The 24,771-nt window shown below is 67.0% G+C and carries 33 protein-coding genes; 32 read left to right on the top strand and 1 reads right to left on the bottom strand.

Going from position 1 to position 24,771, the window contains the following annotated elements:
- Positions 1-9 precede the first annotated feature (9 nt).
- From ACFYMC_RS02680 to ACFYMC_RS02585, 20 genes are all read left to right on the top strand, one after another.
- A complete protein-coding gene (locus ACFYMC_RS02680) occupies positions 10-1,470 on the top strand; it encodes a phage portal protein (protein ID WP_388517664.1) in 1,461 nt (486 codons plus the stop codon).
- Positions 1,467-2,609, top strand: a complete 1,143-nt coding sequence (locus ACFYMC_RS02675; RefSeq protein WP_388517662.1) for a hypothetical protein — start codon at positions 1,467-1,469, stop codon at positions 2,607-2,609. Before ACFYMC_RS02680 ends, ACFYMC_RS02675 begins: the two co-directional genes overlap by 4 nt.
- A 2-nt stretch (positions 2,610-2,611) precedes the next feature.
- Positions 2,612-3,118 (top strand): hypothetical protein, encoded by a 507-nt coding sequence (locus tag ACFYMC_RS02670; protein WP_388517659.1) that lies wholly within the window; start codon positions 2,612-2,614, stop codon positions 3,116-3,118.
- 80 nt (positions 3,119-3,198) lie between these two features.
- Positions 3,199-4,254, top strand: a complete 1,056-nt coding sequence (locus ACFYMC_RS02665) for a hypothetical protein (protein WP_388517656.1) — start codon at positions 3,199-3,201, stop codon at positions 4,252-4,254.
- 79 nt (positions 4,255-4,333) lie between these two features.
- Positions 4,334-4,789: a hypothetical protein gene (locus ACFYMC_RS02660; RefSeq protein ID WP_388517653.1), complete on the top strand. Its 456-nt coding sequence runs from the start codon at positions 4,334-4,336 to the stop codon at positions 4,787-4,789.
- Positions 4,786-5,124 (top strand): phage head-tail adapter protein, encoded by a 339-nt coding sequence (locus tag ACFYMC_RS02655; RefSeq protein WP_388517651.1) that lies wholly within the window; start codon positions 4,786-4,788, stop codon positions 5,122-5,124. Before ACFYMC_RS02660 ends, ACFYMC_RS02655 begins: the two co-directional genes overlap by 4 nt.
- On the top strand, positions 5,121-5,618 hold the full coding sequence (locus tag ACFYMC_RS02650; protein WP_388517648.1) for a hypothetical protein: 498 nt from the start codon (positions 5,121-5,123) through the stop codon (positions 5,616-5,618). Before ACFYMC_RS02655 ends, ACFYMC_RS02650 begins: the two co-directional genes overlap by 4 nt.
- Complete coding sequence (locus ACFYMC_RS02645) at positions 5,593-6,099, top strand: hypothetical protein (RefSeq protein WP_388517646.1); 507 nt, start codon at positions 5,593-5,595, stop codon at positions 6,097-6,099. The genes ACFYMC_RS02650 and ACFYMC_RS02645 overlap by 26 nt, the downstream gene beginning before the upstream one ends.
- Before the next feature lie 44 nt (positions 6,100-6,143).
- Positions 6,144-6,884 (top strand): hypothetical protein, encoded by a 741-nt coding sequence (locus ACFYMC_RS02640; RefSeq protein ID WP_388517643.1) that lies wholly within the window; start codon positions 6,144-6,146, stop codon positions 6,882-6,884.
- A 126-nt stretch (positions 6,885-7,010) separates the two neighbouring features.
- Positions 7,011-7,340, top strand: coding sequence for a phage tail assembly protein (locus ACFYMC_RS02635; protein ID WP_388517640.1), 330 nt, complete (start codon positions 7,011-7,013; stop codon positions 7,338-7,340).
- 74 nt (positions 7,341-7,414) lie between these two features.
- The gene (locus tag ACFYMC_RS02630) at positions 7,415-7,735 is read left to right on the top strand and encodes a hypothetical protein (protein ID WP_388517637.1); all 321 of its coding nucleotides are present in this window, start codon (positions 7,415-7,417) and stop codon (positions 7,733-7,735) included.
- Between the two features lie 4 nt (positions 7,736-7,739).
- On the top strand, positions 7,740-11,540 hold the full coding sequence (locus tag ACFYMC_RS02625; RefSeq protein ID WP_388517634.1) for a hypothetical protein: 3,801 nt from the start codon (positions 7,740-7,742) through the stop codon (positions 11,538-11,540).
- Positions 11,541-11,547: 7 nt separating this feature from the next.
- The gene (locus ACFYMC_RS02620) at positions 11,548-12,402 is read left to right on the top strand and encodes a phage distal tail protein (protein ID WP_388517631.1); all 855 of its coding nucleotides are present in this window, start codon (positions 11,548-11,550) and stop codon (positions 12,400-12,402) included.
- Entirely contained in the window at positions 12,403-13,608 is a 1,206-nt protein-coding gene (locus ACFYMC_RS02615) for a siphovirus ReqiPepy6 Gp37-like family protein (RefSeq protein ID WP_388517628.1), read from the top strand. It begins immediately after the preceding gene.
- A gap of 3 nt (positions 13,609-13,611) precedes the next feature.
- Positions 13,612-13,914: a hypothetical protein gene (locus tag ACFYMC_RS02610; RefSeq protein WP_388517626.1), complete on the top strand. Its 303-nt coding sequence runs from the start codon at positions 13,612-13,614 to the stop codon at positions 13,912-13,914.
- Positions 13,915-15,558 carry a hypothetical protein gene (locus tag ACFYMC_RS02605; protein WP_388517623.1) on the top strand — a complete coding sequence of 548 codons (1,644 nt, stop codon included), beginning with the start codon at positions 13,915-13,917 and terminating at the stop codon, positions 15,556-15,558. It begins immediately after the preceding gene.
- Between the two features lie 73 nt (positions 15,559-15,631).
- On the top strand, positions 15,632-16,957 hold the full coding sequence (locus ACFYMC_RS02600) for a tail fiber domain-containing protein (RefSeq protein WP_388517620.1): 1,326 nt from the start codon (positions 15,632-15,634) through the stop codon (positions 16,955-16,957).
- Positions 16,954-17,325, top strand: a complete 372-nt coding sequence (locus tag ACFYMC_RS02595) for a DUF2746 domain-containing protein (protein WP_388517618.1) — start codon at positions 16,954-16,956, stop codon at positions 17,323-17,325. The genes ACFYMC_RS02600 and ACFYMC_RS02595 overlap by 4 nt, the downstream gene beginning before the upstream one ends.
- A gap of 71 nt (positions 17,326-17,396) precedes the next feature.
- Positions 17,397-18,443 (top strand): peptidoglycan-binding protein, encoded by a 1,047-nt coding sequence (locus ACFYMC_RS02590; RefSeq protein ID WP_388517615.1) that lies wholly within the window; start codon positions 17,397-17,399, stop codon positions 18,441-18,443.
- 4 nt (positions 18,444-18,447) lie between these two features.
- Positions 18,448-18,654: a hypothetical protein gene (locus ACFYMC_RS02585; protein WP_388517612.1), complete on the top strand. Its 207-nt coding sequence runs from the start codon at positions 18,448-18,450 to the stop codon at positions 18,652-18,654.
- Between the two features lie 49 nt (positions 18,655-18,703).
- On the opposite strand, the gene ACFYMC_RS02580 is transcribed toward ACFYMC_RS02585, so the two are convergent.
- Entirely contained in the window at positions 18,704-19,033 is a 330-nt protein-coding gene (locus tag ACFYMC_RS02580) for a hypothetical protein (protein WP_388517609.1), read from the bottom strand.
- Positions 19,034-19,174: 141 nt separating this feature from the next.
- Between ACFYMC_RS02580 and ACFYMC_RS02575 the strand changes: the two genes are divergently transcribed.
- The 12 genes from ACFYMC_RS02575 to ACFYMC_RS02520 all read left to right on the top strand — a co-directional run bounded on the left by ACFYMC_RS02575 (position 19,175) and on the right by ACFYMC_RS02520 (position 24,741).
- Positions 19,175-19,636: a hypothetical protein gene (locus tag ACFYMC_RS02575; protein ID WP_388517606.1), complete on the top strand. Its 462-nt coding sequence runs from the start codon at positions 19,175-19,177 to the stop codon at positions 19,634-19,636.
- A 229-nt stretch (positions 19,637-19,865) separates the two neighbouring features.
- Positions 19,866-20,129, top strand: coding sequence for a hypothetical protein (locus ACFYMC_RS02570; RefSeq protein ID WP_388517604.1), 264 nt, complete (start codon positions 19,866-19,868; stop codon positions 20,127-20,129).
- Complete coding sequence (locus ACFYMC_RS02565) at positions 20,120-21,085, top strand: hypothetical protein (protein ID WP_388517602.1); 966 nt, start codon at positions 20,120-20,122, stop codon at positions 21,083-21,085. The genes ACFYMC_RS02570 and ACFYMC_RS02565 overlap by 10 nt, the downstream gene beginning before the upstream one ends.
- A gap of 48 nt (positions 21,086-21,133) precedes the next feature.
- Positions 21,134-21,607 carry a hypothetical protein gene (locus tag ACFYMC_RS02560; protein ID WP_388517600.1) on the top strand — a complete coding sequence of 158 codons (474 nt, stop codon included), beginning with the start codon at positions 21,134-21,136 and terminating at the stop codon, positions 21,605-21,607.
- The gene (locus tag ACFYMC_RS02555) at positions 21,604-21,804 is read left to right on the top strand and encodes a hypothetical protein (RefSeq protein ID WP_388517597.1); all 201 of its coding nucleotides are present in this window, start codon (positions 21,604-21,606) and stop codon (positions 21,802-21,804) included. The genes ACFYMC_RS02560 and ACFYMC_RS02555 overlap by 4 nt, the downstream gene beginning before the upstream one ends.
- Entirely contained in the window at positions 21,801-21,950 is a 150-nt protein-coding gene (locus ACFYMC_RS02550) for a hypothetical protein (RefSeq protein WP_388517594.1), read from the top strand. Before ACFYMC_RS02555 ends, ACFYMC_RS02550 begins: the two co-directional genes overlap by 4 nt.
- 37 nt (positions 21,951-21,987) lie before the next feature.
- Entirely contained in the window at positions 21,988-22,425 is a 438-nt protein-coding gene (locus tag ACFYMC_RS02545; protein WP_388517591.1) for a hypothetical protein, read from the top strand.
- 80 nt (positions 22,426-22,505) lie between these two features.
- Positions 22,506-22,964, top strand: coding sequence for a deoxycytidylate deaminase (locus tag ACFYMC_RS02540; RefSeq protein WP_388517588.1), 459 nt, complete (start codon positions 22,506-22,508; stop codon positions 22,962-22,964).
- Positions 22,901-23,782 (top strand): AAA family ATPase, encoded by an 882-nt coding sequence (locus ACFYMC_RS02535; protein ID WP_388517585.1) that lies wholly within the window; start codon positions 22,901-22,903, stop codon positions 23,780-23,782. The genes ACFYMC_RS02540 and ACFYMC_RS02535 overlap by 64 nt, the downstream gene beginning before the upstream one ends.
- Positions 23,783-23,798: 16 nt before the next feature.
- Positions 23,799-24,170, top strand: coding sequence for a hypothetical protein (locus ACFYMC_RS02530; protein WP_388517582.1), 372 nt, complete (start codon positions 23,799-23,801; stop codon positions 24,168-24,170).
- Positions 24,167-24,328 (top strand): hypothetical protein, encoded by a 162-nt coding sequence (locus tag ACFYMC_RS02525; RefSeq protein WP_388517579.1) that lies wholly within the window; start codon positions 24,167-24,169, stop codon positions 24,326-24,328. Before ACFYMC_RS02530 ends, ACFYMC_RS02525 begins: the two co-directional genes overlap by 4 nt.
- Complete coding sequence (locus tag ACFYMC_RS02520; RefSeq protein ID WP_388517576.1) at positions 24,325-24,741, top strand: CHC2 zinc finger domain-containing protein; 417 nt, start codon at positions 24,325-24,327, stop codon at positions 24,739-24,741. Before ACFYMC_RS02525 ends, ACFYMC_RS02520 begins: the two co-directional genes overlap by 4 nt.
- The last annotated feature ends 30 nt before the right edge of the window (positions 24,742-24,771 follow it).

The raw sequence follows: 24,771 nt of genomic DNA, 5'->3' as shown, positions 1-24,771 counted from the left end.
TGGTGAGGCATGGCCGACACCAGCCCAGCATCGCTGGCGAAGGAACTCCTCGCCATCCTCGACCGTGACGAGCATCGGCTTCAACGGATCGACAACTACGTCCACGGGAAGCACGACGACCCGTACATGCCGCCCCAGGCTGACGACGAGTACAAGATGCTCGCGAAGCGGGCGGTGTCCAACTGGATGCCCCTGCTGATCGGTACGCCCGCGCAGGCGCTGTACGTTGACGGCTTCCGCCCCGGCGAGGGCGACTCCGAGCTGCCGACCGCGCCGGCCTCCACGTCGGTGGAGTGGTCGCACTGGCAGCGCTCGCGTCTCGACGCGCGCCAGGCCGCGATCTACCGGGGCGCCCTGTCGTACGGGCACAGTTTCGTGCTGACGGAGAAGACCAAGCGCGGTGTCGTCTCGAAGGGCCTGTCGGCGAAGAAGACGGCAGCCCTGTACGAGGACCCCGCGAACGATGAGACGCCGTATGCGGCCTTGACGATCACGGCCTGGGCGAAGCCCGACGTGCCGGGCAAGGCTCGGATGTGGGACGGCAAGCGCGAGTACGCGGTGTCGTTCAAGTCGCTCACGGACCCGGACGGCATACGTGTTGCGGCCGGCAAGGCGCACGGTGCGAGCGAGTGTCCGGTTACCCGGTTCGCCGCCTCTGTCGACCTCGAAGGTCGCACGGTCGGCGTCGTCGAGCCGATGATCCCGCTCCAGAACCGCATCAACCAGACGATCTTCGACTTGCTCGTGGCCCAGACCTACGCCTCGGTGAAGGTCCGCACGGTCACCGGCATGGCTCCGCCCATGCAGACCGAGCCCGTCGTCGAGAACGGCGAGATCGTCGGCTCGACGGTGAAGCTCGACGAGCAGGGCAACCCCGTTCCTGCGGCCGTCTTCCACAACGCGCGCCGCTTCCTCTTCGCCGAGGACCCCGACGTCAAGTTCGGCTCCCTCGACGAGACCCCGCTCGGCGGGTTCATCGACTCGATCGACATGTCCATCCGGCACTGGGCCGCGATCTCGCAGACCCCGCCGCACCACATGTTGGGGCAGATCGCCAACCTCTCCGCGGAGGCCCTCCTGGCTGCTGAGACCGCGCTCGCACGGAAGATCGCCGAGTTCCGCTCGGCCTTCGGCGAGTCCTGGGAGAGGGTCTTCCGCCTGGCCGCCGAGCTGGAGGGCAACGCCTCTTCCGCCGACGACTTCCACGGTGAAGTGCAGTGGCGGGACATGGAGTCGCGCTCCCTCGCGCAGGCCGCTGACGCTCTCGGCAAGCTCGCCGACCAGCTCGGCATCCCGAAGCGCGGTCTGTGGAAGCGCGTGCCCGGCGTCACTCAGTCCGAGTATGAGGACTGGCTGGACATGGCGGAGGACGAGGATTCCGTGGGCCAGCTCGCTACCGCGCTGACGCGGGCCACCCCGTCCGTGACGTCGGTGCCGGCGACCCCTGATCCCGAGGTGGTCGCCGCGTGACGACCCCAGCCCGACAGGCTGAGGCTGATAGCGCATCCGTCGCCTTCCAGACGGCGCTCACCCAGATCGGGGCGGGCACCGTCGAGGAGGCGTTGAAGCTGTGGCAGACGGTCCCCGCTACCGCGAGGGCCGCCACATCCACGGCGTGGCTGCGCCGGGCTATCACGCTGGTGATGACCCGGCGCCGTATGAGCCGGGACCTTGCCCGCGCCTACTACCGTCTGGTCCGCGCGCTGCGGACCGGCACGACGGTTGCTGACCCGTACCACCCAGAGCCCACGTACGTGACTCTGGACGTCCTGCGGCGAGAGTTCGCCGCGCTGGTCGGAGATGCCGAAGACGGCTCCCTGGAGGAGCGGTCCGACTCGGCGCCCCCCGCTCCCAACACCTCCTCGCCGGCCGCGAGCGGCGCGTCCGCGGAAGTCGGCGAGGAGGGCCAGGACGACTCGGCCCAGGAGGCCGACGACGACCTGACTGACGACCAGATCCTGGTCGAGGAGCTGCCCGGCCTTCGTGAGGACGAGGAGCGGATCGAGCGCGAGGCGGAGGACGAGGCGAGGACCATCCTCGACCTTCTCGGCCCGGCCAACCTGGAGCGCAAGACCTCAGCTCTCGACGAGAGCAAGGCCGCGAAGGACGTCGACCAGGCCCGCGAGGAAGCCCACCGGCAGGCGGGCGCCAGGCAGGCCGCGGCGGCTGCGCGGATCGTGAACAACGGTGGTCGCTCTGCGGTGTGGAACCACATGGGCAAGGACCGCCGAGTCGTCGGCTACATCAGACTTTCGCGCACCGGTACCCCTTGCGGGTGGTGCGCGATGCTCATCTCTCGTGGCGCTGTCTACCGGTCGCAGAAGAAGGCCGGCCCGTCCCTCGCTGACCTGGAGTCCGGCGACTACGCGGACGGCGACAAGTACCACGACAACTGCAACTGCTACGCCGAGCCGATCTTTTCGCGCGAGCAGTACGGAAGCTCGGACCTCTACGAGCTGAACCGCCGGTACGAGGAGCTGTGGCCGAAGGTCACACGCGGCCTGTCCGGCAAGGCGGCTGTATCCGCCTGGCGCCGGTTCATCCGGCAAGAACAGAAGGCCGCAGCCCAGGAGGCGCGGCAGACATCCCCAAGCGTCCAGGAGGCGTAAGCGTGCCCGAGCAGGAAACCCCCAGCACCGAGACCGAGCAGACCGTCGAGACGCCCCCGGAGGGCGAGGCCCCCAAGGGCGAGGAGACGGAGCAGACGCCGGCCGATGAGTCGGTCCCGGCTGACGTGCTGCGTAAGAAGCTGACCGAGGCGAACGCCGAGGCGGCGAACTACCGCACCAAGCTCCGTGAGGTCGAGGCCCGGTTCGCTGACGCCAAGACGACCGAGGAGTTCGAGGCTGCGGTCGCCGAGCTGAAGGCGCAGAACGAGGCGCTGGAGCGGCAGATCCTGCTCAACAGTGTGGCAGCCAAGTACGAGCTGCCCGAGGCCCTGGCCAAGCGCCTGACGGGCGCCACTCCCGAGGAGCTGGACGCCGACGCGAAGGAGCTTCAGAAGCTCATCGCCCCGGCTGCCCCCGACTCCCTCGGTGGAGGTCTGACGCCGCCTGACGGCAACGACGACTTCGACCCGGTCAAGGCCGCTCGGGCTGCGCGCAGGCGCAGTTACTGAGCAACTCCTTCTGGCCCAGGTGTGTAAGTGAGACACGCCGAGCCTCCCCCCCTTCCTCAACTGACAGGAGAACCACCCCCGTGGCTTACACCCCGCACGACGTCATCAAGCCGGAGAAGCTCGCCGCGACCGCGGCGGTCGCCCTCGAAGAGTCCCTCGTCGTCCCTGCCGTCTTCCAGCGTGAGGGCGTCGACCAGTTCAAGGGCGCCAAGGGCGACGCGATCAACGTCAAGGTCGAGGGCGTCCTGCCCTTCCGGACCTACGGCTGGAGGAACGACCGGTCGACCGAGATCCAGTTCGACACCTACAGCGAGAAGACCGTCCAGGTCACCTTCGGTGGGGACATCTACTCGGCCGTCCAGCTCACCGACGAGCAGGAGGCGTTCGACCTCAACGGCTGGGCGAAGCTCATGGCCAAGCAGACCGAAGCCGTGGGCAAGGGTCTGGAGTACCAGGCCGTCGACTACCTGCTCGACGCCCCGTACGAGATCACCCTGGCCGGCGCCAAGTCCGGCCGCGACCTGCGCGGCACCCTCATCCGGGCCCGCGAGGTCATGAACAAGCTCCGCGTTCCCGCCGAGCAGCGCACCCTCCTGGTCGGTTCCGGCTGGGAGACGGCTCTCCTGTCGGACGACAAGCTCAACCTCGCCTCCAACGTGGGTGACGCCGAGGCTGTCTCCGCGCTGAAGGAGGCCACCATCGGCCGCCGGTTCGGCTTCAACATCGTCGTCTCGAACGAGCTGCCGGCCGACTTCGCCGTCGCTCTGGTCGGCTCCGCGTTCATCTTCGCGACCGGTGCCCCGTCCGTCCCGCAGTCCGTCCCGTTCGGTGCTGCCGCGTCCTACAACGGGGTGGCGCTGCGCTGGATTCGCGACTACGACGCGACCCGCATGACGGACCGCTCGATCGTGAACACCTACAAGGGCTTCCGCATCGTCCAGGACACGCTCATCGGCCGCGACGCTGGCACCCGCCAGGCGTTCGTCTCCGAGCACGAGCACTTCGTCCGCGCGATCAAGCTCGACCTCGACGCGACCGAGGACGTCCTGCCCGACCCGGATGGCCCGGACGCGAAGGCTCAGGAGCTGGCCGCGATCACCGGCATCGCGGGTCCGGCTGACGGCGCTGGCGCGTAAGCGAGTCCACTGAGCCAGGGCAGGGTGTGATAAACAGACACGCCCTGCCCTGGCTCGCCCCGGCGAGTAAGGAGACACCGTGGCCTACGCCACCCTCGACGACCTGAAGGGGCGACTCGACTGGACGCTCGACGCTGACGAGGAGCGCATCGCGACGTCCGCCCTGGAGGACGCCTCGGATCTGGCCGCCCACTACGGGCGTGACTGGCCGGACGACACCGTCCCCCGCATGGTCCGCACGCTCGTCCTGAAGGCGTGCAAGCGGTACATGTCCAACCCGGACGGCTACACCCAGTCCCGCGCGGGCGACGAGACCCTGGGCTGGAACGACGCAGCAGGCGAGAACGCCGGCACCGTCTACTTCACCGACGAGGAGATCAAGCTCCTCGCCTCCCTGGCCGGCCGATCCACCGGCCTCTACTCCGCGGGCGTTGTCGCCTGGCAGACCGTCCTCCGCCCCGTCTCTGCCGGCCTCGTGCCGACCGAGCACGGCAAGGACTTCCCCCTGTTCGCTGACGAACAGGAGCCCTGGTGAGCAGCCTTCAGCGCAGACGCGGCGTATCCGCCAAGGTCTGGAAGACGGTCGAGCACATCGACAGCCGGGGCAACAAGGTGCTCGTGGCCGACCCGGCGGGCCCCATCGAGGTGCGCTGTGCGCTCATCCCTCAGCGGTCCTCGAAAGCGGAGGTCCCCGGCCAGCAGCAGATCAACATCACCCGCATGATCGTCGATGCCGACATGCCGGGCGTCACGCTCTGGTCGCGCGTCGAGGTGCTCGGCACCCAGTGGGACATCGTCACGCCGCCGGCCTACCACCACGGCACCCGCAAGACGAGGCACTGGTCCATCGACATCCGGGAGCGCCCGTGAGCGTCGACTGGGAAGACAACGTCAAGGGCCTGAAGATCGAGGAATTCCTGGCCCGCATGGACGGCGTCCAGAGCTACCTCGAAGTGCCCCAGTTCAAGATCCTGGTGCGCGCCGAGGAGAACCTGAACGCCGCCAAGAGCCGCCTCGCGAAGAACCAGGACATCGACCTGAGCCGGGCGCACATCAAGGCCGAGCGTGGCCGCATCGACCGCTACGTGGTCCTGGAGGACACCTCCTCCAGCAGACAGGGCGGCAACCCGAACTCGGCGCTCGCCATCGAGAAGGGCCGCAACGCCTACGACGTGACGCTCCTGAACCCCGAGGGCGAAGTCGTCAACGAGTACACGGTCGGCGCCATGGACGGCCTGCACATCCTGACCGACGCGGCCCGACTCCCTCGCAAGGACAAGGGCGGAGCGCGCGTGAAGCGCCGCGTGAAGATCCGCATGAAGAAGGGGGGTCGCGCCAGTGGCCGGGCTTCCCGCCGAGATTAAGGCGCTCGCCGAGCTGTCCCCCGTCGAAGACCTGCTCCTGGCCGTCCTTCGCGACGGCCTGCCGGGCATCAAGGTGCAGTCCCTCATCGAGAAAGACCAGCACTTCCCGTTCGTCCTCGTCCGCCGTGACCCGAGCTTCGGTGTCTGGTCGGGCGACACCCGCTTCACCGACGCCGCCCGCGTGGTGGTGCAGTGCTTCTGCGAGGACCCGGACGGCGACGCCGACGCGGCGATCCTCGCCGAGGCGGTCCGCGTGGTCATGCGCGACGCCTGGCTGAAGCAGAAGGTCTATCCCGGCCGGGGTCACCTGACCCGCGTGGACCTGGCCTCTGCCCCTCGCCGGGCCACCGACTGGGCCACGGCTACCGGACCCGTGCAGTACGCGGACCTGCCCACCGGAGTGTGGCGCTACGAGACGCAGTACGACGTCGAGATCCGCAAGCCGCGCACCAAGCCCTTCCCCCTCCCCACCACCCCATAGCTCGATGTGATAGTGAGACACACCGCGAGTAAGGAGACACGCTCGTGGCACTGAACGATGCCGCAACCCTCGTCATCGGTAGTGGCAACTACCTGACCGCCCCCACCGGGACCGAACTGCCGGCCGACCTCCTGACCCCCCTCTCCCCGTGGGAGGCCGTGGGTCACACGTCGCTGGAGGAGATCTTCTCGATCACCTCCGAGGGCGGCGAGGCCACCACCATCGGCTCGCTCCAGAACAAGAGCCTGCGCACCAAGTACAGCGCGCGAACTGAGTCGATGGGCTTCACACTCCAGCAGTTCGACGTCGAGGGCCTCAAGCTCTACTACGGCTCGAACGCCCCGGTCCTGCCGGACGGAAGCGTTGGTGTTCCGACCGACCCGATCCCGACCACCGCGGCCTTCCTCGCCGTCTTCGTGGACGGTGAGAACCACTTCGCCTTCTACGCCCCGAAGGCGGAGATCTACCGAGGCGACGACCTATCCTTCGGTGACACCGAGTCCCTCGCCGGCCTGCCCCTGTCGGTGAAGCCGATGCCGCACGGCGCCAACTCCTGGTCCTACGCGATCACTCCGCTCGGCGGCGTCGCTGCGACGGGCGCGACCGCCGGCACGCCTGGCTCCTTCACCCCGGCTGGCGCAGCCACCCCGTACGACCTGGCTGACCTGGTCGAGCTGACCGCGTCCCCGGCGACCGCCTGGACCACCGGCCAGTACGTCGTGCTCGGCGACGGATCGCACGCCTACTGGGACGGCGACTCCTTCGAGGCCGGCGAAGCGCTCTAACCAGCTCCCCCAGCGCGCGAGTGGTGCGGACCTCCTCACGCGCTGGGGGCCTCCCCTGCGGAGGCCCTTTCCCCGACGGTCCGCCCCCTTTCCTTTCACCCCTTACCCCCTGGAGGTCCGCACCCCATGGCCCAGTTCTCTCTCGACGACATCCGCGCCGCCGCCGACGCGAAGTACGGCTCGACCGACATCGCCCTCGACGACAAGACCACGGTCGTCCTCCGCAACCCCCTGCGTCTGTCCAAGGCTGAGCGCGACGAGCTGGCCGCGCTCCAGGACAACCTCGACGGCGACAGCGACAAGGACCAGGCCGACGTCCTGGCGGACGCGATCCGCCTGGTGGCCAAGGACAAGAAGGTCGCCGAGAAGCTGATCGACAACATCGACGGCGACCTCGCGCTCCTGGCCCAGGTCTTCGAGACCTACAGCTCGGGCACTCAGGCGGGGGAAGCCTAAGCCTCGCGCACCTGATCGATGAGTACGGCGAGGGCCTGTACCCCGACCTCCTCCACTACTACGGGATCAACCTCGTGGACGTGGTGGACGGTCGGGGCCCCTCGCCCGCACTCGTCCACCTCTTGGTGCGGAGGCTGCCCGACACCTCCCTGACCATGGCCCTCGCGTCGGGCGGCAGGGACCACTTCGGCTGGGGCGTCGACCGCCACATGACAGCCGACCTCTACGACGCGCTGAACCAGCAGACGCGAGCGACTGGCAACTGGGGCAAGAAGGGCGCTCCGAAGTTCCCGGAGTACCCGCGACCCAAGGCCAAGAAGAAGTCCCGCAAGGGCGAGAAGAAGCGCCGCCTCTCTGTGGCGGAGATCTACAAGCAGTTCACTGCCCGGAGGTAGGCCCATGTCAGATGCGCAGGTCGTCGGCCGCGTTGCGGTCAAGATTCTGCCGGATACCAGCACGTTCAAGCAGGACGCCGAGGCCGAGCTGAAGAAGGCCGAGCGCGGCCTTGAGGTCAAAGCCAAGGTCGTCCTCGACGGTGAGCACATCAAGGAGCAGGCCAAGCAGATCCAGGCCACTGCTCAGCAGGCCCTGAAGGACATCAACCTCAAGGTCAACCTCGACAACGAGGAGTCCCTGCGCGCGGGCATCGCCCGCATCCAGGCCGAGTTGAACAAGCTCGACGCCGTTGACATCAACATCGGCCTCAACGAAGGCGACCTGGGCGCCGGCCTCGACATGCTGCGCGAGCGGCTGGCCGAGATCCAGTCCATCAAGCTGCGCATCGACGAGTCGAGCCAGTCATCCATTCAGGCCGCCATCGCCAAGATCGACGCCGAGCTGGGCAAGCTCCGCGAGATCGAGATCGACGTCAAGGTCGACGAGGACGAGCTGCTCGCCATGCGCGACATCCTGTCCGGGAAGCTCGCGCTCGACCTGTCGATCAACTGGGACGACGACACCTCGATCCAGCAGGCCATCGCCCGCATCGACGCCGAGCTGAACAAGCTCGCAGAGGTCGAGCTGCAAGTCGGCCTCGACGAGGCGTCCCTGCGCCAGGCCCGCGCCGACCTCCAGGACACGCTCAACGAGCGTATCCAGATCCAGGTCGAGGCGGACAAGGCCGCGGCCCAGCGGGCGTACAACCTGATCCAGGACTCGCTCAACAACATCAAGATCAACCCGAAGCTCGACGATGCCGACGTCGCCAAGGTGAAGCGCCAGCTCGAAGCCGCGTTCATGCGGATGGAGGAGTTGAAGGCGAAGATCACCCCGGAGATGGATGCCATCGCGAAGGCGAAGGTCGAGCGGGAGATCGACGACCTCAAGGACAAGATCGACGGCCTGAAGGCCGAGATCGAGCCCGAGACGTCCAAGGGCGCAGTCGCCCTGGTCATGGCTGAGATGGCCAAGCTCGCGCGCAACCGCATCGTCAACATCATCCCGAAGGTGAGCCTGTCGGCCTACGCCACAGCCACCGCGATGATCAAGGCGCTGGCTGGTGCCCGCGTGCTGAGCAACATCTTCACCAAGCTCGGCAACGTCCTGAAGAACCTGGACAAGAACGTCCCGATCGTCGGCACGCTGGCCTCCGCCATCGCCGGCCTCGCCGCGTGGGCCATCGCGGGCGCGAGCAACCTGTTCGCCTTGTCCGCGTCGCTGGCGCAGATCGGCGCAACGTCCCTCGCTCTGCCGGGAATTCTCGGCGGCATGGCGATCGGCATCGGTGCCACGATCGCCGCCTTCAAGGACTTCAACAAGGTTCTACCCCAGGTCAAGGGCCAGCTCTCCCAGCTCCAGGACCTGATCAGCGAGAACTTCTGGGCCGAGGCCAAGACCCCGATCCGCGAGCTGATCGACACCCTGCTTCCTGAGCTGACGGCCGGCTTCGAGAAGACCAGCACGCAGCTCGGCCAGTTCTTCGGCGGGTTCGCCGACTCCCTGAAGTCCTCCCTTGCCCCCGCCCTGGGCGGCATGTTCGACGACCTCTCGAAGTCGATCGACATCGCCACCACCGGCACCGGAGCCTTCGCCAACATCATCAAGGTGCTCGGCGAAGTTGGCGCCGGGTACCTGCCGCAGCTCGCGCAGTGGTTCGTAGACGTCTCCACCAAGGCGTCGGAGTGGCTGAATCAGAAGGGCGAGTCCGGCCTTCGCGAGGAGATCGACCAGGGCATCAAGGCCCTGAAGGATCTCGGCGGGGTCCTGTACGAGATGGGCGGCATCTTCGCCGGCATCTCCCGCGCAGCAACCGAGGCCGGCGGATCGACGCTCGGCATGGTCCGCGAGACCCTGGCGGGCGTCCATGAGGCGATCGACTCCAGCGCCGTCCAGTCCAAGATGGTCGGCCTGTTCACCGCCGCGCACGACGCGATGTCCAACATGGCGAAGGCCGGCGGCGAAGAGATCAAGGCGTTCTTCGGGCAGTTCGTCGGGCTGCTGACTCAGCTCCTCCCGCAGGTCGGAACGATCCTCGGTACGGCCATGGGTGGCATCGCCGCGGCCCTGAACCAGGACGCTGTCTTCGCCGGGGTGTACGCCCTGTTCGACGGCCTGGAGAAGGGCGTTAACGGCGTCCTGCCTGTGCTCGCCCCCCTGGGTGCGGCACTCGGTGCGGTCATGACGATCATGGGCGCGCTCGCTGCCCAGCTCGGCCCGCTCGTTGCAGCCGCGCTGACCCCGCTCGCGGAGGCGTTCACCGCGCTGACCCCGGCGATCCTCCCGATCGTCGAACTGCTCGGCGGAACCCTGACGGGCATCTTCCAGCAGCTCTCGCCGATCATCGCGCAGCTCGTCCCCGTCGTGGGAGAGATGCTCGGCGCCGCGTTCGGCGTGCTGGCGGCCATCCTGCCGCCCATCTCCGAGCTGTTCATGACGATCATGACGGCGGTCGTCCCGCTGGTCGAGTCGCTGATCGCCGGCCTCGCCCCGATCCTCCCGGTTGTCGCCGAGGCGTTCGGTCAGATCATCACGGCCGTGACCCCCGTGGCCGACCTGCTCATGCAGCTGTTCAGCGCGGTCATCACCCCGCTGATCCCGCTGTTCGAGTACATCGTCAACGCGGTCATGCCGCCCCTGGTGGACGCGTTCAACCGCGTCTCCGAGGCGCTCCAGCCCTTCCTCCAGGCGCTGATCCAGGTCGTGAACTTCCTGATGCCGATCCTCGTACCGGCGCTGGAGTTCCTGATCGACCTGATCGTGGGCTCCCTGGCGATGGCGCTGGACGGCATCGTGAAGGTGTTCACCGGTGTCCTCGACATCATCATGGGCGCCTGGAACCTGTTCGCCGGCCTCTTCACCGGTGACTGGTCCCGTGCCTGGGATGGCATCAAGCAGATCTTCGGCGGGATCTGGGACATCATCGTCGGCATTTTCGAGTTCGTCATCAACTTCGGCATCTTCGGGTTCCTGAAGAAGGGCCTCGCCCTCATCAAGAGCCTGTGGACGACGGGTTGGAACGCGGTCAAGGACTTCTTCCCTGGCCTGTGGTCCAAGATCCAGAGCTACCTGTCTCTGGCGTGGACCGGCATCCGGGGCCTGATCGACGACGGCCTGCGGTTCGTCCAGAACCTGTGGCGCACCGGGTGGAACAACGTCAAGCAGTTCTTCACGGACGCCTGGGTGTCGATCAAGTCGAAGGCCGAGGACGGCGCGAAGTCCCTCTGGAAGGCGATCCAGGACGGCGTGAAGAACGCCATCAAGTTCGTCAAGGAACTGCCGACCAAGGCCAAGGACGCCCTGAAGGATCTCGGCGGAACGCTGAAGGACGCGGGCGTGAAGCTGATCAAGGGCTTCGTCAAGGGCATCACCTCGATGTTCGGCGGCGTCAAGGACGCGCTCGGCAACCTCACGGACAAGCTGACGAGCTGGAAGGGCCCCGAAAGCCTCGACCGCGTGCTGCTGGTGAACGCCGGCCAGCTCGTGATCAACGGCTTCATCAAGGGCCTGGAGTCTCGCTACGGCGCGGTGAAGAAGTCGCTCCAGGGCCTGACCCAGGACGTGGCCGATACCGCGTTCGACGCCCCCGAGATCAAGTCCATGGGTACGGCCCGCGGAGTCACCTCCGCAGTGACGGCCGCCCTCGCCGGCCGCGACGGCGCCGGCACCACGCGGGTCCTCAACTACTACGCAGCACCGGGCTTCTCTATCGACGCCGAAGAGGATCTGTTCGCCGCTGCCAACCGAGCACGGATGGGATGGTGATCCACTAGTGCCCAAGCTGCTCCTGAGCAGCGGCGCGGACACGCTCGACCTGAACGAGATCGCGGACAAGGGCCTGGGTTTCCAGGCCAAGACGGGGGCGACAGGCTTCGGCCTGCCCCCCGTCTCCGTCCAGTGGCTCGAAGGTGCGGGCGACGGCGCTGTGTACCGACGTAGGCGAGTCCTACCCAGGGACATCGACGTCCCGCTGGAGATCCTGGCGCGCAACCGCCGCGACCTCCAGACCCGCATCTCCCGACTGGCCCTCGCGCTGGCCGGGAGGTGCACCCTCATCCTCCAGAACGACGACGGCACCCGCTGGCAGACCGAGGTCTACCGCACAGGCGGAGGCGACTTCACGTACGGCATCGAGACGACCGGCGAGCGCGAGTTCGAGACGGTCGTCACCTTCCGCGCGCCGGACCCGTACTGGACCAGTTCGGTCATCGAGACCCGGCAGATCACCGGAGCTACCTCTGCCCCGTTCCTGTCGAGTCTGTCCAACCTGAACGTCGCCGCCTCGCAGGCGATCGGCGAGATCCAGCTCAACAACTCGGGCGACGCCGAGGCGTACCCGATCTGGAAGATCTACGGCCCCGGCAGTACGTTCACCGCCGTCTCGCCTTCGGGGGAGCGGCTGAAGTGGAACGGCACGCTCGCGGCCGGCGACGTCCTGACCATCGACACCAAGCGGGGCACGGTCACCGACCAGACCGGCGCCAACCGCTACAACCAGCTCGACGCCGCGCCCCGCTTCTGGACGGTCAAGCCCGGCCTCTCTACGGCCGAGGCATCCCTGCTCGACGTCGTGAGCGGTTCGCGCATCGTGTGCTCGTGGCAACCCCGGAAGTGGATGGTGGTGTGAGTGCAGCTCCGTGACATCACCGTCGAGGTGCGGGACAAGACGCTGACCCGCGTCGGCCTGGTCCGCCCCGAGGAGCTGAGCTTCGAGATGCAGGACACCTTCAACAACGTCGGGTCCTGGAAGCTCACCCTCGCCTCGGAGCACCCGCTGACCCCGCACCTGCGGACCCCCGGCTCGGGCCTGATCATCACGGGCCCGAGCGACACTCTGATGTCCGGACCGACCACCAAGTTCGAGCACGCTGCCACGCCGGAAGACCCCGGCGGCAGCGTGGTCTTCGAGGGGGTGTCCGACGACATCGTCTTGCGGGACATGCTCGCGTTCCCCGACCCGACCAACCCTGACGGCGCGACGCAGAGCCTCGCGCACGACGTAAGACAGGGTCCAGCGGAGTCCGTCATGCACTCGTTCGTGCGCGCCAACGTCGGCACCGGAGCCCCTACGCCACGGCGTAAGACAGGGCTCACCATGGGTGCCGACTATGGCCGCGGGCCGCAGGTCGTGAAGTCGGCGCGCTTCCCTGTGCTGGGGAACCTGCTTACCGAGATAGCGCTGTTGGCCAACCTCGGTTTCCGTGTCATACAGCGTGGTGACCGGCTCGTCTTCGAGACCTACGAGGTGTTGGACAGGACCGACTTCATCCGTCTCGACGTGCTCAACGGCACGCTCAGCGGGCAGCGCGCGACGATCTCGGCTCCCGGCATCACGCGCGCCATCGTCGCCGGGCAGGGCGAGCTGACCAAGCGCCAGCTCCTCCAGATCGACTCGCCGACGAGCCTCGAAGCCGAAGCCGACTGGGGCCGGCGGATCGAGCGATGGATCGACCAGCGCAACACCGACGACTGGGCGCAGCTCCAGCAGTCCGGAGACGAGGCCATCGCGGACGAGGGCTTCACGGCCGTCGATGTGCAGCTCGTTCCCATGGAGGACTCGACGATGGCGTTCGGCAAGGACTGGGGCCTGGGTGACCGGGTCGCGGTCGTGGTCGACGGCCAGGAGCTGAAGTCCAACGTGACCGGCCTCGCCTTGAAGGCCGGCTCCAGCGGCTTCCTGGTCGGCGCGGTCCTCGGGGATGCGACCGGGTTCAACCTCGACGTCGCACTGAACAAGCGCCTGGCCCGTGCCGAGAAGCGTGTCTCCCAACTGGAGCGCGCGGACGCCAGCTCGGGCGGCGAAGACATCATGGCGATCATGGGAGTGTGGTGACGCATGGCGGCAACGCCGATGAACTTCTATCGGGGCCACGTTCCCCCCGAGCGGACGGTCGTCTACACCGTCCCTGAAGGCCAGCAGGCCATCGTGACGAACATCGTCTCGACGAACGACCACGCATCGGCCGCGAGCCTCGCCGTCTGGTTCGACGGCTTCCCCATCCTCGCCAACGTGGGCATCGCCTCCAAGGGTGTGCTCACCGTCGAGATGAACCAGGTGCTCCAGGCCGGCGAAACGATCGAAGTGCAGGGCAACGCCTACGCGGCGGCGACCCACATCAGCGGAGTGGAGGTTGTGTAAGTGGGACTGAGCGTCTTTCCGGCGCCAGAGGATTCCGGCGTCGTCGGCCCTACTGGCGCCACTGGTCCGCAGGGCCCGAAGGGTGACACCGGAGCGACCGGCTCGACCGGCAAGGCCGGCAGCCAGGTACTGACCGGCACGGCCGCCCCGACCTCAACGGACGGAGTCGACGGTGACCTCTACATCCAGGACGACACCCGTACGTACCTGGGGGTCACGAGCACGACCCTGACGCACTGGAAGAAGACGGCCGGGGCGTGGGCCCAGGTCGGCACGGTCGGCGGCTCGAAGTGGTACACCAACAACACCTCGACGTCGAGCAGCGACACCAAGCCCGGCGACATGCTCCTGCGTACCGACACGGGCGACATCTGGCAGCGCGGCGCATCGGGCTGGGGTGCCTCGATCGGCAACCTGAAGGGCCCGAAGGGCGACGCGGGAACGCCGGGCTCGCGGATCTACACCTTCCCTGACGCGGCGTCCTCGAACGGCGTGGGCACGGTTGGAGACTTCGCGGTCCGTACGGACACCGGCAACATCTATACGTACAACGAGGGCACCGACTGGGACACGGTCGGCAACATCATGGGGCCGCAGGGTCCAGCCGGTCCGCAGGGCCAGAAGGGTGACCCCGGCGACGGCAACGTCAACACCGTGAACGGCAAAATCGGCCCGGACATCACCCTTGTCGCGGCCGACCTTGGCGCACTGCCGACGACGGGCACCGCCGAGGACGTAGTGGTGAGCCTGAAGGGCAACGGCACGAGCGGCCCGGTCACCTTCTACGGCAACAAGGTCGACGACCAGCGGTTCGCCGTCAAGTCGTCCGGAGGCTGGTACAGCAACGCCCTCGACAACACCGCGTACAACGTGGGCGTCGGCGACACCACGACGCACTTCGGTGGTGGGACGTTCGTCCTGGGCATGAAGAACGCCGCGACCGTCCCGACCACCAACCCGACGAACGGAGTCGTCGCCTACTCCGAGGGTGGCGTGATGAAGGTCCGGCAGACAGACGGCCGGATCGTGACGGTCGGGGACGGCGCCAGGAACGCCTGGACCCCGCAGGCTCTCGGCTTCCAAGCATGGTCCGTGGACCCTGCCGCAGTGGCCAACCCGACCACGCTGAAGGCCGCAGTGATCCAGCGCCTGTACTTCGCCGGCATCAACATCACCGAGCCGACGCCGATCAGTAAGGTCGTCGTCTTCGCCCGAGGGTGGGGCGGCTCCACGCTGATTCCGGCCGCCCGGTTCATGGGCGCCGTCTACAGCGAGGCGGGCGCGCGAGTGGCATGGACCGGCGGCACCCCGCTGTCCAACGTGCCCGCAGCGGGCCAGCAGGCAGGCACACCGACTGACGCGAAGAACAACCATATCGGCGCGGTCCCCCTGAACCTCACTGCCACGACGACGTTGCAGCCGGGTCGGTACTGGGCTGCGTTCCTGATGACCGCTGGCGCATCGACGGACTTCTACTACTTCCACGTCCAGAACGAAGCCCCGTCGAACCCGGCGAACTTCCACCTGCTCGGCACTGCGTTCATGCGAGCCGGCTACCTGGCCTCGCAGTCGACGCTCCCGGCCTCGATCACGCCGTCGAGCATGAAGCTCGACCACGACCCGATCATCCTGGCCCTCGCCTGATGCCCACCCCACACCACAAACCCCCGAGACATCGCTCTCGGGGGTTTTTCGTTTCCACTGGAAGGACCCCCGAGTGGCCATCACCTCCTACCCCTTCGACGAGCAGCCGGTCAGTGAAGGGGAGTTCTCGTACCTCTTCCGCGAACTTCAGTCCACGGGCGTCGCCGACACGGTTGGCGGCCCCGGCTTCTCCGTCTTCGGCGACAGCTCCGGGATGCAGGTCAAGGTCTCGTCCGGCTTCGCAGTCATCCGCGGCCACGCCGTGCAGTCCACGGACACCGAGATCGTCGCGATCGGCGCGGCCTCAACGAGCGTCCGCGTGGACCGTGTGGTCCTACGGCTGGACCCGACCGCGAACACCATCTCGCTCGCCGTCGTCGAGGGCACGCCCGGCGGTGGGGTGCCGGCGCTGACGCAGACCGACACGGGCGTCTACGAGTTCCCCCTGGCTCAGGTCAACGTCGGCATCGGGGCGGCGACGATCACGGCCTCCGCCGTCATAGACGACCGCCGGTTCACCGGCAACACCGTAGGCGGCTGGACCACCGCGACCAGGCCGCAGAGCCCGCGTGTCGGCCGGCTGGGCTTCAACGTCTCGACCAAGACATGGGAGTTCTGGAACGGAACGATCTGGGCCGACCTCGCGCCGACCGTCAGCTGGTCCTCGATCTCAGGCCGGCCGAACGAGTTCACTCCCGTCTCGCACTCGCACGACTGGACCGACCTCAACAACAAGCCGACCGCGTTCAACCCGAGCGCCCACACCCACGACTGGGCGCAGGTCACGGGTCGGCCGTCCACGTACCCGCCGAGTGGGCACAGCCACGACTTCGACAGCCTCACCGGCAAGCCCAGCACGTACCCCCCGTCGTCCCACTCGCACTCGTGGTCCTCGATCACCTCGAAGCCGAGCACGTTCACGCCCTCGTCCCACTCCCACTCGGGCTACCTGACGTCGGGGTCGACGATCGCCTGGGCCAACGGCTCGAAGAAGCCCCACGCAAACTCGGCCTCCGGGTCCGGCACTTGGTACGCAGTCTGGGTCGAGGGCGACGGAACGTTCTGCCGCAACACCTCCTCGATCAAGTTCAAGGAGAACGTCCGCGACTACGCGGTCAACCCTGACGACGTCCTCGCTCTGCGCCCGGTCATCTACGACCGCAAGACGCAGGTCGGCGACGACGGCACCGTCAAGGAAGGCCGCAAGGACGAGGTCGGCCTCATCGCCGAGGAGGTCGAGGCCGCGGGTCTCGACTGGCTGGTGAACTACATGGACGGCGAAGTCGACGGCCTCCGCTACGACCTGATCGGCGTCGCCCTGGTGCCGGTCGTCCAGCGCCAGGCCGCGCAGATCGCGGACCTGTCCGAGCGCCTGGCCGCACTGGAGGCGACGGCGTGACCCTCGCTGTCGAACCCACTGTGCAGGTCTCCCTCATCACGGCCGGCGGCACCGTGCTAGTGACCCTGCTCGGCATCGCCGCCGAGTTCCTGCGCCGCCAGACCCGAGCCCTGAACGAGGTGCGCGAGCACACCCAGGAAGCCCGCGACCAGGTGTCCAACACCCACTCGACGAACCTGCGCGACGACCTCGACTCGGTGATGTACCGGATCGACCGCGTCCTCGCTGGCCAGGAGCGCCACGACGAGGCCCTCCGTGCGCAGGCCGAGGACATCGCCGGCCTCCGCTCCGATATCGCCCACGAGCGCCGCGAGCGCCTGGCCGTGTCCGAGCGGCTCGACGACCACATGGCGGCCACGTCCGCCTGACCCACCCCACCCACGTACGGCCCCGTCTCGACATGAGGCGGGGCCTTCCTGCTCCCCTGGAGGTACACCCCTTGTCCGTCACGATCGTCAGCCGTTCCGAGTGGGGCGCCCAGCCCTGGGACGGCACCCCTGACACCGTCTCCCTGAGCGAGCGCACCGAGTTCTTCGCCCACTGGCACGGCGGCCCGCCCCCGTACAGCGAGGGCGTCCGCGTCCCGCGCGAGATCGAGAAGATCCACATCGGTCAGGGCTGGGCAGGCGTCGGCTACTCCTTCGTTGTCGACCAGGCCGGCACCATCTACGAGGGCCGCGGATGGTCGCTCCAGGGCGCCCACTGCCCCGGTCACAACCGCTCGGGCTTCGGCATCCAGGTGTCCATAGGCACCGGTCAGAAGCCCTCCGCGAAGGCGCTGGCGGCCGTGCGTGCGCTCTATGACGAGGCGTGCCGCCGGACCGGTCGCATCCTCGCGAAGAAGGGCCACAAGGACGGCTACGCCACCGCGTGCCCCGGCCCCGACCTGTACGCCTGGGTCCACGCGGGCATGGTGGCCGGCGACTACGAGCCCGCCCCCGACGCCCCGACCCCGGCCCCGGCCGTCGCCCGCTACCAGGTGACGATCAACGGGCTGAAGTACGGCTACGGCGCGACAGGCGCCCACGTCACCAAGGTCGGCCAGGCCCTGGTCGCCAAGGGCTTCGGCAAGCACTACGCGCAGGGCCCCGGCCCCCGCTGGACGGACGCAGACACCAAGAACTACGCCGACTTCCAGCGCAGTCTCGGCTTCTACGGGAATGACGCGGACGGAGTCCCCGGCGAGTCGAGCCTGATCAGGCTCATGGGCTCCCTGCCCTCCGTGGCCAAGCCTGTGCGCTACGAGCCGTTCCCGGGCGGGGCCTACTTCAAGGGCCGGCCCAAGTCGGCCATCGTCACCGCGATGGGTAAGCGCCTGGTCGCAGAGGGGTGCTCCGCCTACTCCTCAGGCCCGGGTGCCCAGTGGACCGAGGCCGACCGGCGCTCGTACCAGAAGTGGCAGCGCAAGCTCGGGTACACAGGGAGCGCGGCGGATGGCTGGCCGGGCAAGGCGTCCTGGGACATGCTCCGCGTTCCGGAGGTGTGAGCCGATGGCCAAGCGCGGTAAGCCTGTGGCTCTGATCCTTCCGCTCCTGCCGAAGAAGGTACAACCGTACGCGAAGGCGGCCGTCGCGACGATCGGCACGCTCGCTGGCCTGGCCTCCCTCTACCTCGCCGACGAGCCGAAGGTCGCGGTCGCCGTTCACGTCCTGACGGCGCTGGGTGTGTACGTCCAGCCCAACGGAGAGTCCGATTAGCACAGCGTCCCCATCGACCAGCTTGGTCGGTGGGGACGCTCTCGTCGTCTCAGCCTTCCTGCTCCCGGAGCCGGGCTTCGATCTCCTCCATCGTCGTGACTTTGGCTTTCGAGCGTCCGTCGGACTTCCTGGCCGACGGCTTCGTGGCCGTCTTGCGAGCCTTGGGGGCCGGTGCCGTTGGCTTGGGTTCGTCTGACTGTGCGCCCCGAGGAGCAGGAGCCTCGCCCGACCTGCCTCGGACGTGCTCGATCAGGTCGTAGATCGGGCGGGCGTGCTCCGCACACAAGTCCATCTCAACCGTCTCGTCGCCCGTGGTGATCTCGAATGTGGTCGCGGGGGTGCCTCGGTCGATGTCACAGGCGGTGACCTGGATCTTCATCCCACTCCTTGTTGCTCCTTATGCCCTACTCGCACACTACCCGATGGGCAAAGTTGACAAGGGTTCAGCCGACATGGGAAAGTCGGACCAACATGTCAAGCGCATAAGTGGTTGCAGCAGTCGTCGAGAACAGGCAGACCCGTGGCGAAGAAGAAGATCCAGGACGATCAGGAGGTCATCAAGTGGTTCGAGGAGGGCAGGAGTTACGCATGGATGACGGCTGAGTACATGCGGAAGTACAACATCGAGATGTCCCCCTCGGCCTGGGGGAACTTTCGGTACAGGAAGGGCCTCGATCGGCGCATCGCGCGTGACGACGATCTGATTCCGTGGGCCATGAAAGAGGAGCACCGCCAGCAGTATCCGGTGATCATGCTTCGTGCCGAAGCTCGAAGGCAGGCCGGCCTTGAGGTAGACGAGGACAAGGCGAAGCGCTTGGAGTCCTGGAAGGCGATGCTTAAGAGGGAGAACGTCGTGGTCCACTACGAGCCGAGGCTCGACGGGTTCTACTACGTTCCGCGTGAGGAAGGCGACGGCGAGTTCATCCGTGCGCCCAGGGAGAAGACGACCAAGCGTCGCAACGCTGACGAGCGCGACAGTTAACCCTTCGCACCACGCAGCAAGGCCCCCGGTCGAGCCTGGCCGAGGGGCCTATTTGTCATGCACTGAACGTGATGCGTTGGGAACGGAGGGTTGCTACTCACTTGAACGCTACATGTTTAGGGGTTAGATTCGAATCAACGTTCGAGCAAGGCGGGACTTGACGGCTGACCTGGGGAGATGCCAAGATTCGCGAACGCCTTGTCTCACTAACACATGGGGGGAATGCATAGTGCTTCGAGTCCTGGAGAGGGCCGACCTGGTTGCTGACGGTGGACGCATCCGCGTCTACATCGGTGCCGAGTCGGAGGACTTCCGGATGATCACAAATCCGCACGAGCACGACAGCGCGATCATGAAGGACCTGCTCAAGTTCCTTAAGGCGCTGGGGCTTGAGATGGTCAACCAGGCCGAGTACGACGAAGAGTTCGACACGGAGGACAACATCATTACGTACCTGTGTGAGCGCGAGCCCCTGGTGGCAGAGTGGCTCTGAACCTGATCGAGGTTTCACCGCGATCGGCACACCCCAACCACTCGGTTCCCCGAGATGGTTGGGGTCGCCCCCTTGTTGTCCCGAGGGCTGGCGGGAAGCCGAAAGGCTACGCGCGGACGACGACGTTCATCGACTGCATCGAGGACAAGGGTGCCCTGATCGACTGGGGCAAGCGTATGGTCCTGGTCGGTGCCGCCAAGCGGGCGGACCTGGTTGACTCGGCCCGCGGCCTGAACCCTGAGGACTCGGCAGACAAGAAGACGCTCAACTTCCTGTCGAAGCAGGCGACCGACGCTTCGGGCGCGAACGAGAAGAGGGAGCGGGGTACGCACCTGCACAACCTCTCCGAGTTGGTCGATGCGGGCCAGCCGCTCCCTGCGACGGCTTCGCCGCAGGATGTCGAGGACATGGGGGCATACCTCATGGAGACGTCCGTGCTCACGGTCAAGGCCGTCGAGCAGTTCGTCGTGGTTGACGAGTTGGGAGTCGCCGGCACCTTTGACCGCATGGCCGAGTACGACGGTCCGGGACCGGACGGCGAGCCGCTGTCGGGGGACTTCATCTGTGACCTGAAGACGGGCTCCGTCGAGTACGGCGGTCTGAAGATGGCGGCACAGCTCGCGTGCTACTCGCGTGGCGTGCTGTACGACCACACGCGCTTCCCGGTGGACGTCGACAACAAGGCCGAGCTTGCTTCTTTCAAGAAGCGTGTGATAGAAATACACGACGCAGCGGGGGCCTACAAGCCTCTGCCGCCGGTCAACCAGGACTGGGGCATCATCATCCACCTGCCGGCAGGCAAGGCGGAGTGCACCCTGTACTGGGTGGACCTGAACCTCGGTTGGGAGGCGGCGAAGTTGGCGCTGACGATCCGGGGGATGCGGTCGAAGTCGCGCAAGGCGATGATGCCGTTCGCAAGGCAGGCCACAGAGAAGCAAGTTCCTTCGACCGGCTGAGAGTGTGATAGAGTGACTAAGTCAACCGCGAGAGAGGAGCAACGGCGAGTGAGTGAATCGGGTCGGAGCATCACCGTCACCATCAAGTACGGCAAGGGGTATGACGACTCCTGGGCGGTCTTCAAGGGCCGACCGGGGGAAGTCCGCGAGGACGTCATCGACTTCTTCGGGATGGAACGTGATAGTCTGACAGGGCTGACGCTTTCAGACGTCGTCACCAACGCCACGAACATCGCCCACGGCAAGGGCCTGATCGCCACCCAGCTCGGTGCGACGGTCATCTCCGAGGAGCCGGCGCCGGTCAAGCCGGCGGGTGACCCGTGGGCCAGCGTCGGCGGCTTGCAGCAGGCGGCCACGCCCGCGGCCCCCGAGCAGGACAAGAACGCCTGGATTCTCGGTGAGATCGAGAAGCAGAAGAACCGCGTCGAGCTGAAGAAGCTCTGGGCCGCGAACCAGTCGTTCTTCGCTGACCCGGCCGTCATGGAGGCATACAAGGCCAAGGGGAAGGCGCTGCCCGCGTGAGCAAGGTGACCATCGTTTCCACCGTGACCTACGCCCTCGAAGTCGATCTCCCCCTCGGGTTCCTGATCGACGAGAAGGTCTTCGCCGCGCAGCACTCGAAGGATGCCGTGCAGGCCCTTCGGGACAGCGCGCCCACTGGACAGAAGGTGATCGACGCCCAGGCGTCCACCGTCGTCATCCCCGCCCGACCCTGGTGAAGCCCACCAAGGGCGAGGAAGTCGCTGTCATCGTCACCCTCGCGCTCGGCATCATCGCGAGCATCTGGCTCTGGACGTCCGCGCCGTGCGGGCTCTGGACCTTCAGCAAGGTCGGCGACATGCCGGCCCGTTGCCTCACCAAGTAACCGAACACCGTTCACCGAACACAAGGAGATACGCCCAGTGGCTCTCAACCTTCTCGACATCCCCGTGCAGGCCGGCGGCTGGTTCAAGCCCGCTGACGTTCAGAGCGCCGTCGCCATCCTCCTGGAGGTCCACTCCTTCGAGCGCCAGCGCCCGACCCCGAACGGGCCGAAGGACAGCGTCCTGGCGGACGTCACCGTCTTCAAGGACCAGGGCCAGCTTGCGGCCGGCACCCCGGAGGTGACGAAGGGGACGCGCATCGAGCAGACCATCCTCGCCCGCGACCTGGAGACCATCGTCGGCGGCGCCACCATCGTGACGCTCGACCAGATCCCTCCGAAGAAGCCGGGCCAGCGCCCCGCGTGGGTGTGGCGTCCGCTCAACGACGCCGACGCCCGCACCAAGGTCATCGCGTACGCCAACGCCCGCGAGGCCAAGGCGGAGGCGGCCGTGGACGACGCCCCCGACTTCGACTGATCCTAGTGTGATAAACGTCCGGAACGAGACCAGGAAGGAGGGAGATGGCGGGCGGAAGCCCCGCTGAAAGGAGGTCCCGAGTGCGTCCAAGCTGGGACCAGTGGGCACTGTCGATCGCCGAGGCGGTCGCAACCCGCGCAGACTGCACCCGCGCCCAGGTCGGGGCGGTGCTGCTCAGTCGCCGTCGTCGCGTGCTGAGCGTTGGTTACAACGGCCTTCCGGCCGAGCTCCCTGGCTGTGCGAGCGCAGGCAACTGCCCGCGAGGCCGGCTCTCCGCGGAGGAGTGCGAGCCGAACTCTGACTACTCGAACTGCCCGGCGGTCCACGCCGAGGCGAACGCCATCTACCACGCAGACCCGCACGAGTTGCCCGGCGCCACCTTGTACGTGACGCGCCGACCGTGCCCGGCCTGCGCCACCCTCATCGCTTCCGCTGGCGTCCAGCGGGTCGTCGTTCTCGGAGAGGAGTCCGGTACGTGCTCACCCCTGGTAGGTCTCTTTCGCTCCATGCGGAGTCGGGCCGTGAACTCCCTCGAATAGAGGCGTTCGCCGATCTGTACGCCGCTGGTGTGCGGCCCCGTCACGGCGAGGTCGTGATGATCGCCGGTCGGTCGGGCACGCAGAAAAGTGGGTTCGCCCTCTTCTGGGTGGCGCAGATGAACTTGCCCACCCTCTACTTCTCGGCCGATATGAGCGCCTTCACGGCGTCCTCGCGGCTGGCGTCGATGGCGACCAGGGACACGACCGAGATGGTCGAGGCCGGCATGGCGGAGGGCGGGAAGTACCGCCAGGCGTACCTCGACGCGCTGGCCGACTCGCAGATCACCTTCTCCTTCGGCTCACCCATCACCTGGCGGCAGATCGACGAGGAGATCGAGGCGTACATCGAGCTGTGGGACGCGTATCCGCAGGTCATCGTGTTCGACAACCTCATGGACTTCGAGAACGCGGAGTCGGACTACACCGAGCAGATGGCGGTGATGCAGGGCGCAACCGAGCTGGCCCGCGACACGGGCGCCACGGTCATCCTGCTGCACCACGCCAGTGACAAGGCGTGGGAGGCGAAGACGTCGCCCTGGAACCCGCCGAGCCGGGACCAGATCAAGGGCGGACTCTCCGAGAAGCCCGAGCTGTCCCTGTCGGTGGCGCTGGACCCGACCTCGCTGGCGTACCACGTCGCGTGCGTCAAGCAGCGCATGGGCCCGTGCGACCCGACCGCACAGCGCTACACCACGATGATCTGCGAGCCCGAGTTCACGCGCTTCCGCCGGGCGGAGCCCAGGCAGATCATCCAGGCCGCGAAGCAGCCAGCCGCGCAAGAGGAGTGGAGCCCCACGAAGGTGCTCCTCGGTTCCTAGGACAGGATGTGATAAAGTGACGGACACGTCAGCACGCAACAAGCGCAACAAGCGCAAGGGCTCCCAGTGGGAGAGCGACCTGCGGGACGGCCTGCGGGGCGAGGGGTTCGATGTCGAGTCCCTGCGCCTGGCCGGCAAGGAGGACGAGGGCGACATGGTCGTCCGGCTCGGCGGCGAGTTCCTCGTGATCGAGGCCAAGAACGCCAAGCTCGAACCGGCGACGTTCGTCCGGGAGGCCAGCGTTGAGCGCCTGAACTTCGCCAAGCACCGCGGCCTCGACGAGCAGGCGGTCTCCTCGATCGCCGTCGTGAAGGCCAGGGGCAAGAGCTGGCGTCAGGCGTACGTGCTCACCACGTTGGAGAACTACCTCGGGCTGGACCCGAAGTGATCGGCTTCATCGGCTCGGACATGACCCAGGACGAGCGCAACGAGCTGTGGGACCAGACGGAGGCGTTCTTCGCCTACATCGAGGACCCGGACTCCGACCTGACCACCACCCTCGCGATCGAGGAGACGTACGGGGTGGACCTTCAGGGGGTGGCGTGAGGTACCGCAGGGTCGGCGAGGTCGACCATGACGACGAGAACAAGCCCAGCCTCGAAGCCGTGATGGAGCACTTCGAGGTTGACTTCAACTCGGAGCGGAACACAGGGATGGGCAAGTGCCCACTCCACGACGACAACACCCCGTCGATGAGCTACAAGCTCGACGCCGGGCTCTGGAAGTGCCACTCCTGCGGTGAGGGCGGCGACAGCTACACGATGATCATGTTGAAGGAGGAGACCGATTTCCGAGGAGCACGAGCCCTTGCGGCCACTCTCGGCCTCCCAGCGGGAGATGCTGGAGGAAGCGACGCGGGCGTACGAAGGAGCGCTTACGGCGGAGGCCGCACAGTGGCTTCACGCAAGGGGGCTGGGAAGGGAGGAAGCAACTTCCGCCCGACTTGGCGTCGTCGCTGACCCCTTCCCCGGCCATGCGAAGTACCGGGG

Source organism: Streptomyces sp. NPDC006879, from assembly GCF_042869595.1.
Taxonomy (GTDB): Bacteria; Actinomycetota; Actinomycetes; order Streptomycetales; family Streptomycetaceae; genus Streptomyces.
This window is presented reverse-complemented; position numbering and strand designations above follow the sequence as displayed.